The sequence below is a fragment of the Lentihominibacter hominis genome, from assembly GCF_014385065.1.
Taxonomy (GTDB): domain Bacteria; phylum Bacillota; class Clostridia; order Peptostreptococcales; family Anaerovoracaceae; genus Lentihominibacter; species Lentihominibacter hominis.
In genome coordinates this window covers 1-13,726 of sequence record NZ_JACRTA010000004.1, presented here as the reverse complement: position 1 = coordinate 13,726, position 13,726 = coordinate 1, and the positions used below count along the sequence as shown (strand labels likewise).

Below are 13,726 nucleotides of genomic sequence, written 5' to 3'. Positions count from 1 at the left end.
AGGTAGATTAATGAATATATTAGTATCTAATGATGACGGAATAAATGCGCAGGGTATAAAAGAGTTGGTGAAAGCACTGTCAGCAGAAGCCTCTGTTTATGTATGTGCTCCTGACGGACAGAGGAGTGCCAGCGGACATGGTATTACGGTTTCCAAGCATATATCGGTACGTGAAGTATGTTTTGAAAATGCAGAATATGCACTGAGCACTTCCGGAACGCCTGCGGACTGTGTAAAGCTGGGGATGAAGATACTGGCCGATAAGGGTATCAAAATAGATATGGTGTTTTCCGGTATTAATCATGGAGGCAATTTAGGGACAGATACGTTATACTCGGGGACTGTTTCGGCAGCGTTGGAAGGGAATATATGCGGCGTACCGGCCGTGGCTGTTTCTGTAAACAGTCATAATGCCGAACATTTTGAATATGCGTGTTATTTGGCGGTTGAAGTTCTTAAAAAAACAGAGGGCACATTATCTCCTGACATTGTACTGAATATAAACACACCCAACCTTCCGGAAGATGAAATAAAAGGACTGAAGTATACAACACTTGGGAAACGGGAATATAAGGAGTTCTTTGCTCCTGTGGATCTTGGTGACGGTACGGCAGCATACAAATATAACGGAGAACCTGTAGTATATGAAGGCCTTCCCGATACGATAGATGTGATAGCTATGCAGGAGGGATATGCCAGTATTACACCTATACACCGTGATTTGACGGCATACGAGATGGTAGATGAAATAAAAAAGTGGAGGATAGAGTGATGAGTTTACTTACAAGAGACAATACAGCATTTGTAGTTATCGATCTTCAGGAAAAACTTATGCCGGCCATGAGCAACGAAGCAAAGCTTGAAGAAAAAACAGTAAAACTGATAAAAGGAATGAAAGTCTTCGATATTCCTACTGTTGTTACGCAGCAGTACACTAAGGGGCTGGGCGCAACGATACCGTCAGTGACAGAGGCGCTGGGCAGTTTTGAACATGTGGAGAAAAATACTTTCGGATGCATGGCCAATGAGGAGTTTGCTGCTAAAATAAAAGGATTTGACAAAAAAAATATAGTAGTATGCGGAATAGAGGCGCATATATGTGTACAGCAGACTGTATTGCAGCTGATGGAAGCCGGCTATAATGTGTATTTGGCTGTAGACTGCGTATCATCAAGAAGTGAGGAAGATAAGCTTTGGAGTATAACCAGAATGGGTGAGGCAGGAGCGGTCATAACAACTTATGAATCGATATTGTATGAGATTCTGAGGGATTCTAAAGCCGAAGGATTTAAGGCGGTCTCAGCTATAGTGAAATAAGAAGACCGTGGGAAGAGAGAAAGACAATGTTTATGTTTGATAACGAGATATCTATAGACAATAGAGAGATACTCGAAGAATATTTAAACGGATATGAATATAAGACATCGGGGCTCTCATTTTCATCTCAGTATATGTGGCGAAATATCAATCAGTTTAGCTGGGATCTCGTGGGCGAGTATATGTGTATAAGCGGAGTGAGTCATTTAGAACTTGAAGAGGATATAATTCTTCCGTTTATGTTTCCTCCTCTTACAAAAGACGGGAAATATGATAAAGATGCCCTGAGAGAGACTATATATAAAAGCAAAGAGATATTTGAAAAAAAGGGTCAGCCTTTTAGCTTGAGACTGGTTCCGTCTCATATGACCGGCATTATTCTTGAAGCTTGTCCTGAAATAGAGTTTGAAGATGATCGACCTAATTATGATTATATTTACCTTACTCAGGATCTGATAAATCTTAAGGGAAAGGCATATCATGGGAAGAAAAATCATCTTAATTATTTTAAGAAGACGTATGAATATGAATATGTAGAGCTTACCGAAGATATGGCTGACAGAGCTATGAAATTCATATCAGATTTCAACAGAAAAAAGGAGATCCCGCCTCATGAGATGGAATTGCTTAAAATGGAAGAAGAGGCGATGGAAGATGTTTTTAATAATCTTGATAAGGCAGGATACAGCGCAGGAGCTATAATGATAGATGGAAGTATAGAAGCTGTAGCTGTAGGAGGTCAGCTGGGGAAGAATACTGTCACTGAACATGTTGAGAAGGCAAATACTGATTTCAGAGGACTGTATCAGGCTATAAACAATGAATTCTGCAAACATGTTGCTTCGAAAGCGGAGTATATAAACCGGGAAGAAGATATGGGTATAGAGAATTTGCGAAAATCCAAATTATCTTATAAGCCGGTAGAACTTTTGGCAAAATATATAGGGATATTTAAATAAAATATATTTGAATATATTATATTTATATTAATAATTAATCATTAAAAGGAGGAAATTCATTATGAGAGATGTTGTAATTGCAAGTGCAGTAAGAACTCCGATCGGAAGCTTCGGCGGTAGTCTCAAAAATGTTTCAGCGAGAACATTGGGAGCTACTGCGATTAAGGAAGCAATCAAAAGGGCAGGAATAGATCCGGCAACCATTGATGAAGTGGTTTATGGATGTGTTCTTCAGGGGGGCCTCGGACAGAATGTTGCAAGACAGGCGGCCATGGATGCGGGAATTCCGAAGGAAGTACCGGCTATGACATTGAACAAAGTATGCGGATCAGGACTGAGAACTGTTTCTCTGGCTGCACAGATGATTAAAGCCGGAGATGCCGACATCATTGTTGCGGGCGGTACCGAGAACATGTCTGCTACAGCTTATGCTGTTCCTACTGCCAGATGGGGAGCTAGAATGAACGATAACAAGATTATTGATATGATGACAAACGATGGTCTGACATGCGCGTTCAACAACTACCATATGGGGATCACTGCTGAAAACGTAGCCGAACAGTGGAACCTTACAAGGGAAGAACTGGACGAATTCGCTGCCAAATCACAGCAAAAAGCTGTTGCAGCTGTAAATTCAGGAAGATTTGATGATGAAATTGTTCCTGTAGAAGTTCCTCAAAGAAAGGGAGATCCTATCATATTTGATAAAGATGAGTATCCTAAAGACGGAGTAACAGCTGAAGGAATCGCTAAGCTCAGACCTGCTTTTAAGAAAGATGGTATGGTAACAGCGGCAAATGCTTCCGGAATTAATGATGCAGCAGCAGCTCTCATAGTAATGTCAAAGGAAAAAGCCGATGAACTGGGAATTAAGCCGCTCTGCACTATAAAATCATATGCTTCAGCAGGAGTTGATCCAAGCATAATGGGTATTGGACCTATACCTGCTTCTAAAAAAGCTCTCGACAAGGCCGGTATGACCATAGATGATATCGATCTTATCGAAGCTAATGAAGCTTTTGCAGCTCAGTGTATAGCAGTAGGAAAAGATCTGGGCTTTGAAGATGAAAAGCTTAATGTCAACGGAGGAGCGATTGCTTTAGGACATCCGATAGGGGCTTCCGGAGCAAGGATTCTTATAACGCTTATCTATGAGATGATAAAACAAGATGCCAAGACGGGACTTGCTACGCTCTGCATTGGAGGCGGTCAGGCAACTACGATGATTGTTGAACGATAAATAAAAATCAGGCAGGTAATTGCCATATGATATTGGAAGGATTGCTGCACCAGGAAAAATCTCCGGTGCAGCAAGCTTTTTTTTGATGCGGCGGGGAATATAGAATGCCATTCGCAGCCTGCATATGATGATTTATTCTTTACTGAAGGAATTATCCTTATGGTGGATGTCGATATATCTAAAAGTATACTTTATATTGCTATGCTTTTGATACAGCCACTTTGCATAATAAAATGAGTCAAATCGTTTTATAGACGAGCCTATTTTGGGCAGTTGAATGTTGGTGTGCTAAGAAAGGAAATTTGGTTGATGAAAAAAAGAAGTAAATTGATGAGCGCACTGTTAGCGTTATGTTTGATAATAGGCATAATACCGATAACAGCATCTGCGCAGGATACAGAAAAGGAAGCCCCTGATACGACATGGACTGATGAAGGTAATTATGATACTGGCTGGTATGATGCTGACACTACAAAGGATGTGTTTGAAATCAGCAGTGCAGAACAGCTTGCGGGACTTGCCAAGCTGGTGACGACAAGGACGGAACAGAAAAATTTTAGCGGAAAGACTATTAAACTGACAGAAGATATTGATTTATCCGCCCATAAGTGGACTCGTATAGGATACGATTCATTTAGGGCATTTTCTGGAACATTTGATGGCGGCGGCCATACTATTACAGGCATGGACAGCGCAATTCCGTGTATCCCACCTTCTCCGGGAGAAACCTTTCCTGATGCCAATTATGCACGCGGTCTGTTTGGGTATGTGAAAGATGGAAATATAAAGAATGTTGTACTTAAAAACCCTTCTGTAATAAATGCAGACAAGGCATATACAAGTGCTGTAGTAGGATATGCCAGAGGTTGTGATATTACAAATTGCAAGGTAATTGATGGGAATATAAGCGGCGGAAGTCAAATGGGAGGTATAGTCGGACTTTCTGTAGGCGGCACTATAAGTGATTGTACTGTAACGAATACAAATATAAACGGACAGGCAAATTACGTAGGAGGTATAGCCGGCTTCTTTGCAAATGATGGAAAGACTACCACTGGTGATTCAAGAATTATTGACTGTACTGTAACCGGTGGAGAGGTAACTGGTTCAGCCCATGTGGGAGGTATAGCCGGAGCTAACACAGATGGCTCAACCTCGCCATATAATTACGGAGACGAGATAAGAGGCTGTTATGCTAATACATCTGTAACAGGAGAAACAACGAGAATAGGCGGTATTGTAGGCAGGATGCAAAATGCATTTCCTGGAGATACTGTGGTTACAGTTTCAGAATGTATATCGGGCAGTAAAGTGACACAGACAGGAAAGGCTGCCGGTAATGACACTGTAGGCGGAATAGTCGGATTTGCAGATAGAAATGTTAATATAGAATCATGCTATTCCACAGGGAACATAGAAGGGCAAACGTTTGTAGGCGGAATAGCCGGGATCAATAACGGAGAGATTGAGGCGTGTTATTCCACAGGTAATATTAAGAGTCGCGGGGGTGAGCTGGGAGGTATCACAGGACGAACTCAATACGGGATGGTGAAAAATTGTTATTCAACAGGTAATGTTACAGGACAGGAAAAGGTTGGCGGAATAGTAGGGCAGTTATACGGAGATTCTGTTGAAAACTGTGTGGCATTAGGTGAATCTGTCGAAGGTACAGCTAATGTCAATCGTATAGTGGGGAAAAAATCCGATGGGACTATTGGTGGTTGCTATGCTTCTGAAACTCTTGAATTATCAACAGGTAAGCCGTCTCCTGTGGGAGAAAAAACAGTAAACGGAGAAACTATCTCAGCGGCAGATGTGGCAGTTAATAAAACTTTGTTCCCTGCAGATAAATGGACGCTGAGAACAGGATATTACCCAACCCTTACCGTCCTTGAAGGCGAAGATAAGCCGGATCAGCTTACAAAGATCCCGGGTGAGTGGTTCGCTCTCACTCTCAAAACAAAAGTAGACGGAACAGAAGAAACGGTCACAAGTGACTTCAAACTTAAAGTACAGGGAAGCCAGGAACCTGCCGTTGATTATACGGAAAATCTTCAGCTTCTTAATGGAACATATGATATTTATATAGGAGAAACAGACACAGGAAAAGACATCACGGGAGATGGACAGGCAATTGTAGTTGATATTGACTATTACACAGTATCCTTCTATGATGGAGATGTAAAGTACGGTGATGATACACCACAGAAAATGCAGACAATTTTAGACGGTCAGAAAGCTGTAAAACCGGAAGTCCCTGTTAAAACCGGATACACATTTAAGGGCTGGAAAGCAAAAGGCGAAGAAGCCTTTTGGAATTTTGATAAAAACACACTTGACGGCAAGGCCGTGAAACTCACCGCTGAATGGGAAAAAGAAGGAACCGCAATTCCTCCCGGTGGAGACGATCAGGGCGATAAGCCGGAACAGGTTAAACCGGATTCCGATAAGTCAGCTGAAACAGGCGATAAAAGCAATAATGTACTATGGTTTATGATAATGATCGCAGCAGGAGTGACTATACTGATTTTCAGAAGAAAAACTTCTGCAGGCAGATAATTTAATACAAGTATATTGTAAAGGAAAAGAGAGCAAACCTATTGAACATAGGATTGTGCAGAAAGCAACTAATCAGCTGACATGCGCACAGTCAATACTCAGATATACGTATCACCGGAAGATCTTTTCAAAAGGCGTAAGGTTTGACATTTTCTTTGAAGATGATGAAAATATATACAACATAAAGATGCAGTGTGCCAAAGAATACGCTCTTTCTTTAAGAGTCGGATACTGCAACAGTCAGTTTGATATGAAGCGTCTTACTAAAGGGAATAAATATTAAAGATAGCCGGTTTGACTATAGCGGAGACTGAGAAATTTTATTGTGTCATAAGCGTAAAAGCTGTGTAAAAATTCAAGTGTTATTAATGCAGATGAAAGTGAGACTTCATTTGCATTATTTTTTTATAAAGGCTAATAGCATTGATGTAAAATATATATGCTCAGAGAAATGGAAGAACTGATAAAGAAAATACGGCCAAGTGATGGCGTTTCAAAGATCGTATGGTGCAGCGGAATCGCTGAAGATAAAAAGTGCAGAGACTTCTTTTTTGATATAGACATAGTCAATGTCACAGGGATTGATATTACGGTGCAGTCAAAAAAATCTGCCTTAACATATATAATGTTTACAGCATACATCATGAATATACAATACGAGTATTTCTCGAAAAGGTCATTTTTACAATATAATCTGCAATATCGGGAACCATATTTACATTGCAGAGTACATATTGCAAGTAGTATAATATAAAGGGTATATGCTTATTTCTGCATAGGTAGCCGAAAATACGGCGATTTTATTTTTACGGAGGGAACGATGGTCGATATAAAAAAAGAAAACATTAGGGAAGAGGCCGGCAATGAAGCTGCTTCTAATTTTATTCATAACATTATAGATAAGGATCTTGAGACACAAAAATACGGAGATAAGGTCCACACCAGATTTCCGCCGGAACCAAACGGATATCTTCATATAGGACATGCCAAGTCTATCTGCCTTAATTTTACAACAGCCGAGAAATATAATGGCAAGTGTAATCTAAGATATGATGATACTAATCCTGTAAAGGAAGATACAGAATATGTTGATTCGATTGAAGAAGATGTGAGATGGCTGGGATTCCAGTGGGATGAAAGACTGTGGGCGTCTGATTACTTTGATGAAATGTATGAGTGTGCAATTATCCTTATAAAAAAGGGAAAAGCATATGTGTGTGACCTTAATTCAGAACAGATCAGAGAGTATAGAGGTACTCTTAAAGAACCGGGAAGAGAAAGTCCTTATAGAGGCAGAAGCATTGAAGAAAATTTGAAATTTTTCGATGAAATGAAACAGGGGAATTTTTCTGACGGAGAGAAAGTGCTCAGAGCTAAGATAGATATGGCTTCTCCGAACATGAATATGAGAGATCCGGTTATTTATAGAATAGCTCATGCAGAACATCATAATACAGGAAATAAATGGTGCATATATCCTATGTATGACTTTGCACATCCTATAGAAGATGCTATAGAGGGAATAACCCATTCTATTTGTACCCTTGAGTTTGAGGATCACAGACCTCTCTATGATTGGGTTCTCAGAGAAGTGGGTAAATGGCCTGCGCCTCCGCAGCAGATAGAGTTTGCAAGATTGAATCTCACCAATACTGTTATGAGTAAGCGTTATCTCAAAGCAATGGTGGATGAAGGAACGGTCGATGGATGGGACGATCCGAGGATGCCGACTATAGCCGGCATTCGAAGGAGAGGATATACGCCGGAAGCTGTAAGAGATTTTTGTGAAAGAATAGGTGTTTCAAAAGCTAACAGTACGGTCGATATAGGACTTCTTGAACACTGTGTGAGAGAAGATCTCAAACAGAAAGTAGAAAATCGAAATGTGGTGGAAAATCCTATAAAAATCATTATAACAAACTATCCTGAAGATGTGACCGAAGAAATGGAAATAGAGAATAATCGTGAAGTTCCTGAAATGGGTAACAGAAAGGTCCCTTTCAGCAGGGAACTTTATGTAGACGGTGATGATTTTATGGAGATTCCTGTAAAGAAGTATTTCAGGCTTTTTCCGGGAAATGAAGTGAGATTTAAAGGCGCATATTTCATAACCTGTGATGAAGTTATTAAAAACGATGACGGAAGTATTAAGGAACTGCTTTGCACATATGACCCTGAGACTAAGAGTGGATCAGGTTTTGAGGGGCGAAAGGTTAAAGGCACAATACATTGGGTCGATGCGAGAACAGCAGTCAAAATAAAAATAAGAAATTACGATTATCTGATGATTGAAGATGAAAACGGGCAGCAAGCAATGAATCCTGAATCGCTCGTTGAAACTGTGGCGTATGCAGAACCTTCCATAGCTGAAGCGGATCCGGGAGAGAGATTCCAGTTTTTCAGAAAAGGTTATTATATAGCCGATGAAAAGCTTACGACATCTGATGAAAAAGTATTTAATAAAATAGTAGGTCTTAAAAGTTCATGGAAAAAATAGAGGTGGTTCAGATGGATTATTACAAAGCATCTCTTAAGATGCACGAAGAAAATAAAGGGAAAATGGCTGTCGCAAGTAAAGTTAAGGTGGAGACTAAGGATGATCTCTCTACTGCTTATACCCCGGGTGTTGCGGAACCATGCAGAAAAATATATGAGAATCCCGATGATGTTTACAAATACACAAACAAATCAAATACAGTGGCTGTAGTATCTGATGGATCGGCAGTTCTTGGCTTGGGGAATATAGGAGGACTTGCATCTATTCCGGTAATGGACGGAAAATCTCTGTTGTTTAAAGAGTTCGCCGGAATAGATGCTTTTCCGGTTTGTCTTGAGACTCAGGAAGTAGATGAGATAGTGAATATAGTAAAGAATATTGCGCCTACATTGGGAGGAATAAACCTGGAAGATATTTCTGCGCCGAGATGTTTTGAAATTGAAGAAAAACTTCAGTCACAGGTGAACATTCCTGTATTTCATGATGATCAGCATGGTACTGCCGTAGTAGTTTCAGCGGCCGTTATTAATGCCGCGAAACTTACGGGAAGAGATTTGAGCCGAATGAAGGCAATAATCAACGGGGCGGGAGCCGCCGGTACGGCAATAGCTAAAATGTTGATGAATCTTGGTATAGAAGATGTTGTGGCATGTGACAGCAAAGGTATCCTTACAAGGGAGCGAAATGATCTTAATGAGGCGAAAAAGCGTCTGGCGGCAGTTACCAATAAAAATCAGATAAAAGGTACACTTGCAGAGGCTGTAAAGGGCAGAGATCTTTTTATAGGAGTTTCAGCGGCAAAGGTGCTGACACAGGATATGGTAAAATCAATGAATGAAAATGCCATAATATTCGCCATGGCGAATCCGGAACCGGAAATTCTGCCCGATCTTGCCAAAGAAGCCGGAGCAGCCGTAGTGGGTACAGGCAGATCTGATTATCCTAACCAGATAAACAATGTACTTATTTTCCCGGGTATTTTCAAAGGTGCGTTAGCAGCCAGAGCTAAACGTATAACAGAAGAGATGAAAACTGCAGCGGCATTTGCTTTAGCAGGAGTTATTGAAGATAGCCAGCTTAAGCCGGATTATATAATACCGAGTGCATTTTATCCGCAAGTTGCCGACATTGTAGCTGAAGCTGTAAAAAATGCATGGAAAGAATAAAATTGACTGAATAAAAAGGGACTGTGAAAAATCACAGTCCCTTTTTATTCAGTGTATATATTCCTGCAGCATTAAAAAACATAATGGAATGCATTGCTGAATGAAATCTTTGTTCATTTTTCCTTGACAAGCCTTATCTGGAGCTTTGTTGCTGCTCATCTCTTTCAGACCTGCTTGCAGTATTTTTCATAGCTTCTTTTTCTATTTTATGTTCTTTCTGAGTGGCCCATTTTACCACAAACACTTGTATTATACCTGCAATAGGGACAGCAAGGATCATCCACAGTATTCCGCCGAAATATCCGAAAACACTTACTGCCAACAAGACCATAAGAGGATGGAGGCCTGTAGAAGTACCTACGATTTTAGGATAAATAAGATTACAGTCTATTTGCTGGACTGCAAATAGAATCGCTACAGCCAAAACTCCGTGCCAGAAACCTTCTGTACATAGTCCCATGACAAAAGCTGGGATCATTCCGATTATAGGACCAAAGTAAGGAATGACGTTGGCGATGCCTGCGAAGATACCAATGAATACGGCAGCATCCAGTCCCATTATAGACAGACCTATAGAAGACATGATGGATACAATCAGAGCATCCAACAGAGCGCCTCTTATGAACCTTGAAAGTACACCATTTACTTCACTTAATGTTTCGGTAAGTACAGCATGGCCTTTTTGCGGAAGTACAAGGTGAAGAAATTTTCTCCATAATCCTTGAAAAAACTGCTTGTCCTTCATGAGATAGATACTGATTATTATTCCTACCAGTATGTCAAAAATACTTCCTCCGATATTTGTGAAGAACGTTATTATTGAAGATGCACTGACATTATCTCCTATCCAGCTCATTATAGCATTGGCTACATCCGTCATTTTTTCCGAAAGCATTCCGTCAGGGATATTGTTGGTGATCCAGTCTCTGAAAGTGGCCTCATACTTGAGAATTCCTCCCAGAAGGTCAGAGAATGTATCTGAAAAGCTGGAAAAATTAACTTTACCGATTATCATTATGGCGAATCCAAATATTATGGCGATGACAGCTGCTATGGCCAGTAAGAATGTAACAAGCACACTAAGCAGATGACGCAGATTTTTTTTCTTTTCGGCTTTTATAGGATCTGAAGGCAAACTTATTATTTTACTCATCAGTTTTGAATCAATCAATTCGGAAAGAGGATTGAGAAGATAGGATAAAATCAGTCCGAAAATCAAAGGCCAAAGGGCATCCAGCAAAACGCACAGCCAGTGATACAAAGTGGCGGTTATATTGCCGAAATTTTTGATTATGAAAAACATTGCGCATAGAAGTATGGCGTTAAATATAATAAAAAAACTTCCTCGTATAAAGCTATTGTCTTTCATCAATTCTTTTAATTTGTTCATACTCTTTCCTCCAATATTAAATTATTATATACTAATATAGTCGTGTTATCAATAAAAACCAGTGGCTCGCATGTTCTCTCAGAAAATGAATCAACATCGGCCGATAATGATTATATAGATGAAAGGAGCAATTATTAAGTGGAAATCAGAAAAATACCCGAACTGTTGGCACCCGTAGGAGGGTGGCCTCAGTTAAAAGCAGCCGTTCAGAATGGAGCAGATGCTGTTTATATGGGAGGCCCTCTGTTTAATGCTAGGATAAAAGCGGAAAATTTTACTTGGGATGATATGAAGTCAGCCATAATGTATGCTCATGACCGAAATGTTCGTGTATATATCACTATAAATACTCTCATAAAAGATAGTGAACTGACCAAAGCTTTTTCATACGTTAATTTTCTGTATGGGGCAGGAGCAGATGCTGTAATTTTGCAGGATATAGGTTTAGCTCGCTTGATAAAAAAATATCTGCCTCAAATGCCTATGCACATGTCTACACAAGGGACGATCTATAATACGCAGGCGCTTGAGTGGATAAAGGCTAAGGGATTTTGTAGGGTAGTTCCTGCAAGGGAACTGACGCTTGAAGATATACGTGTATTCTCTGAAAAATGCCATAGTGGCATGCAGTCATGTGAAGTGGAAGTCTTTATTCATGGAGCTTTATGTATGTGTTATTCGGGACAGTGTCATATGAGTAGAATCATTGGCGGAATCAATGGAAGGAGCGGAAACAGAGGGTTGTGTGCGCAACCTTGCAGATTGCCGTATAAAGATGAAAATGGTAATGAGCAGTTTATTTTAAGCCCTAAAGATCTGTGTACCATTGAAATGATACCACAGTTATGTATGTCAGGAATAGATTCTTTAAAAATAGAAGGCAGATTAAAATCCCCACAGTATGTAGCGACAGTGACTTCTTTATATCGAAAATATCTGGATATATATAAGTTTCAAGGAACAGTGGATGTGCAGAAAGAGGATAAGGTGAAACTTCTTCAGATATTCAATCGAGGCGGTTTCAGCAGTGGATATATGTATGGCAACCAAGGTTCAAAACTGCTGTCGGGAGACAGCCCCAAAAATCAGGGTATATACATAGGAAAAGTAAAAGCCGTTAAAAAGGGAAGTACATTAATAGATATAAAACTTGACAATAGAGGAGCAGATTCAAAAGGTTACGACAAAGCTCTTTCTATAGGGGACGGGATAGAGGTTAGAGGGAAGCGTGATACGGGTAATGTAATATCATATCTGAAAGCATTGACTCCTTATTCAGTCCGCGTCGGAGATATAAAGGGAGAAGCATACCCAGGAGATAAAGTTTATAAGGTTACCGACAAAGGTTTGAATATAGAAGCAGAAAATTCATACAACAGGGGCGAGAAAAAGAAATTGCCGGTGGATATGTTTTTTACTGCTAAGCTGGGAACGTATCCAGTACTGGATATAAGACAAGAAAATATCAGTGTTTCTGTAAAAGCAGATTTTATAGTTGAAAAAGCAATAAAACATACAGTAGACAAAAAAAGAGTGGAAAAGCAGCTTAGAAAATTGGGAGATACAGTGTTTGAAGCAAAGTCTGTAGCAATAAATGCAGATGATAATATATCGATTCCGATTTCGGTAATAAATGAAATCAGAAGACAGGGAGTCGCTTCTTTGATGAAAAAAAGAAGATCGGTATATAGCAATCGTAAACCGTTGATAGAAAGAGAAATAGCAGATATAAAAAATATTGAAAATCTTGGAAACAATGATATCCTTATAACAAACTCGGAAAAACACAATGGCTTGTTCTTGTACAGCAGGGCTTCTGTAGAAAGATTTATACTGAAAGAAAACTTCGGAGATAAAGAGGCAGACAGTATTTATATTCCGCTGGAATTGTTTATGGAAGAAGAAATTTACAATAAACTTTCGGAAAGTGAAAAGAATGTTATTCCGTACATACTTAATGTCAGCAAAGGGAATCTGGATCAATATATAGAAAGTAATTTTGATGATATAACGGAGAAAACAAAGAAAACCGGAATAATGGTAGGGAATCCCGGGTGGATAATCAGATTCAGAGATGCAGGCATAAAAGTATATGGAGGATATGGACTTAATGTATATAATGTACAAAGCCTTAAAACGTTTAATGAAGATGGCGTTGATATAAGAGCTTATTCTCACGAAGAGGATGAATATTGCAGCGGAGATATTCCGCTGATGATAACAGAGCATCCGATAACTTTAAGTTATTTTACCGACAGAAAAGGGGCTGAATATATTACGATGAGGTGGCATAGCAAAGACAAGTATTTGATATTTGAAAAAGCCAGAAAGGCCAGCGTTTGCAATGCCAAAAGAAACTTCATGACATATATAAGATAATAAGTATTGCAATTCAAAAAAGAGGGATTTCATATTTATGGAATAAAAAATGAATAAAAATTAAAAAACATGTTGACAACAAGATATAACTCTGATAATATAAACAAGCTGTCACGGCAGAGAGGAAAACAACGGAAAATAACGACGAAAAAAAGTTGGAAAAAGTTGTTGACAAAAGCGGTGACATGCGATATACTAAAAAAGCTCGCCAAGAGCGAG

Annotated in this window: 11 protein-coding genes; 10 read left to right on the top strand and 1 reads right to left on the bottom strand. The window is 39.5% G+C overall.

Annotation, left to right across the window (positions count from 1 at the left end; translation table 11 throughout):
• The first annotated feature begins 10 nt into the window (after positions 1 to 10).
• From surE to H8692_RS10500, 9 genes are all read left to right on the top strand, one after another.
• Positions 11 to 772, top strand: coding sequence for a 5'/3'-nucleotidase SurE (gene surE / locus H8692_RS10540; RefSeq protein ID WP_177268304.1), 762 nt, complete (start codon positions 11 to 13; stop codon positions 770 to 772).
• A complete protein-coding gene (locus H8692_RS10535) occupies positions 772 to 1,317 on the top strand; it encodes a hydrolase (protein WP_177268296.1) in 546 nt (181 codons plus the stop codon). The genes surE and H8692_RS10535 overlap by 1 nt, the downstream gene beginning before the upstream one ends.
• A 32-nt stretch (positions 1,318 to 1,349) precedes the next feature.
• On the top strand, positions 1,350 to 2,276 hold the full coding sequence (locus H8692_RS10530) for a DUF2156 domain-containing protein (RefSeq protein WP_187525677.1): 927 nt from the start codon (positions 1,350 to 1,352) through the stop codon (positions 2,274 to 2,276).
• A gap of 61 nt (positions 2,277 to 2,337) precedes the next feature.
• Complete coding sequence (locus H8692_RS10525; protein WP_177268292.1) at positions 2,338 to 3,516, top strand: acetyl-CoA C-acetyltransferase; 1,179 nt, start codon at positions 2,338 to 2,340, stop codon at positions 3,514 to 3,516.
• A 309-nt stretch (positions 3,517 to 3,825) separates the two neighbouring features.
• Positions 3,826 to 6,075: an InlB B-repeat-containing protein gene (locus tag H8692_RS10520; protein ID WP_187525676.1), complete on the top strand. Its 2,250-nt coding sequence runs from the start codon at positions 3,826 to 3,828 to the stop codon at positions 6,073 to 6,075.
• Between the two features lie 55 nt (positions 6,076 to 6,130).
• A complete protein-coding gene (locus tag H8692_RS10515; RefSeq protein WP_177268288.1) occupies positions 6,131 to 6,358 on the top strand; it encodes a hypothetical protein in 228 nt (75 codons plus the stop codon).
• A gap of 156 nt (positions 6,359 to 6,514) precedes the next feature.
• Complete coding sequence (locus H8692_RS10510; RefSeq protein WP_187525675.1) at positions 6,515 to 6,829, top strand: hypothetical protein; 315 nt, start codon at positions 6,515 to 6,517, stop codon at positions 6,827 to 6,829.
• Positions 6,830 to 6,895: 66 nt separating this feature from the next.
• Positions 6,896 to 8,572, top strand: coding sequence for a glutamine--tRNA ligase/YqeY domain fusion protein (locus H8692_RS10505; RefSeq protein ID WP_187525674.1), 1,677 nt, complete (start codon positions 6,896 to 6,898; stop codon positions 8,570 to 8,572).
• 11 nt (positions 8,573 to 8,583) lie between these two features.
• On the top strand, positions 8,584 to 9,738 hold the full coding sequence (locus H8692_RS10500) for an NAD(P)-dependent malic enzyme (RefSeq protein ID WP_177268284.1): 1,155 nt from the start codon (positions 8,584 to 8,586) through the stop codon (positions 9,736 to 9,738).
• 133 nt (positions 9,739 to 9,871) lie between these two features.
• Here the strand turns inward: H8692_RS10500 and H8692_RS10495 are convergent, their stop codons facing one another.
• A complete protein-coding gene (locus H8692_RS10495; protein WP_187525673.1) occupies positions 9,872 to 11,128 on the bottom strand; it encodes an AI-2E family transporter in 1,257 nt (418 codons plus the stop codon).
• Positions 11,129 to 11,266: 138 nt separating this feature from the next.
• Here H8692_RS10495 and H8692_RS10490 point away from each other — a divergent pair, with 138 nt between their 5' ends.
• The gene (locus tag H8692_RS10490; protein WP_187525672.1) at positions 11,267 to 13,507 is read left to right on the top strand and encodes a U32 family peptidase; all 2,241 of its coding nucleotides are present in this window, start codon (positions 11,267 to 11,269) and stop codon (positions 13,505 to 13,507) included.
• The last annotated feature ends 219 nt before the right edge of the window (positions 13,508 to 13,726 follow it).

What these genes read in the sequence shown, in the direction of transcription:
- surE (WP_177268304.1), top strand. Translation starts at nt 11, where the DNA reads ATGAATATATTAGTATCTAATGATGACGGAATAAATGCGCAGGGTATA.
- H8692_RS10535 (WP_177268296.1), top strand. Translation starts at nt 772, where the DNA reads ATGAGTTTACTTACAAGAGACAATACAGCATTTGTAGTTATCGATCTT.
- H8692_RS10530 (WP_187525677.1), top strand. Translation starts at nt 1,350, where the DNA reads ATGTTTGATAACGAGATATCTATAGACAATAGAGAGATACTCGAAGAA.
- H8692_RS10525 (WP_177268292.1), top strand. Translation starts at nt 2,338, where the DNA reads ATGAGAGATGTTGTAATTGCAAGTGCAGTAAGAACTCCGATCGGAAGC.
- H8692_RS10520 (WP_187525676.1), top strand. Translation starts at nt 3,826, where the DNA reads ATGAAAAAAAGAAGTAAATTGATGAGCGCACTGTTAGCGTTATGTTTG.
- H8692_RS10510 (WP_187525675.1), top strand. Translation starts at nt 6,515, where the DNA reads ATGCTCAGAGAAATGGAAGAACTGATAAAGAAAATACGGCCAAGTGAT.
- H8692_RS10505 (WP_187525674.1), top strand. Translation starts at nt 6,896, where the DNA reads ATGGTCGATATAAAAAAAGAAAACATTAGGGAAGAGGCCGGCAATGAA.
- H8692_RS10500 (WP_177268284.1), top strand. Translation starts at nt 8,584, where the DNA reads ATGGATTATTACAAAGCATCTCTTAAGATGCACGAAGAAAATAAAGGG.
- H8692_RS10495 (WP_187525673.1), bottom strand. Translation starts at nt 11,128, where the DNA reads ATGAACAAATTAAAAGAATTGATGAAAGACAATAGCTTTATACGAGGA.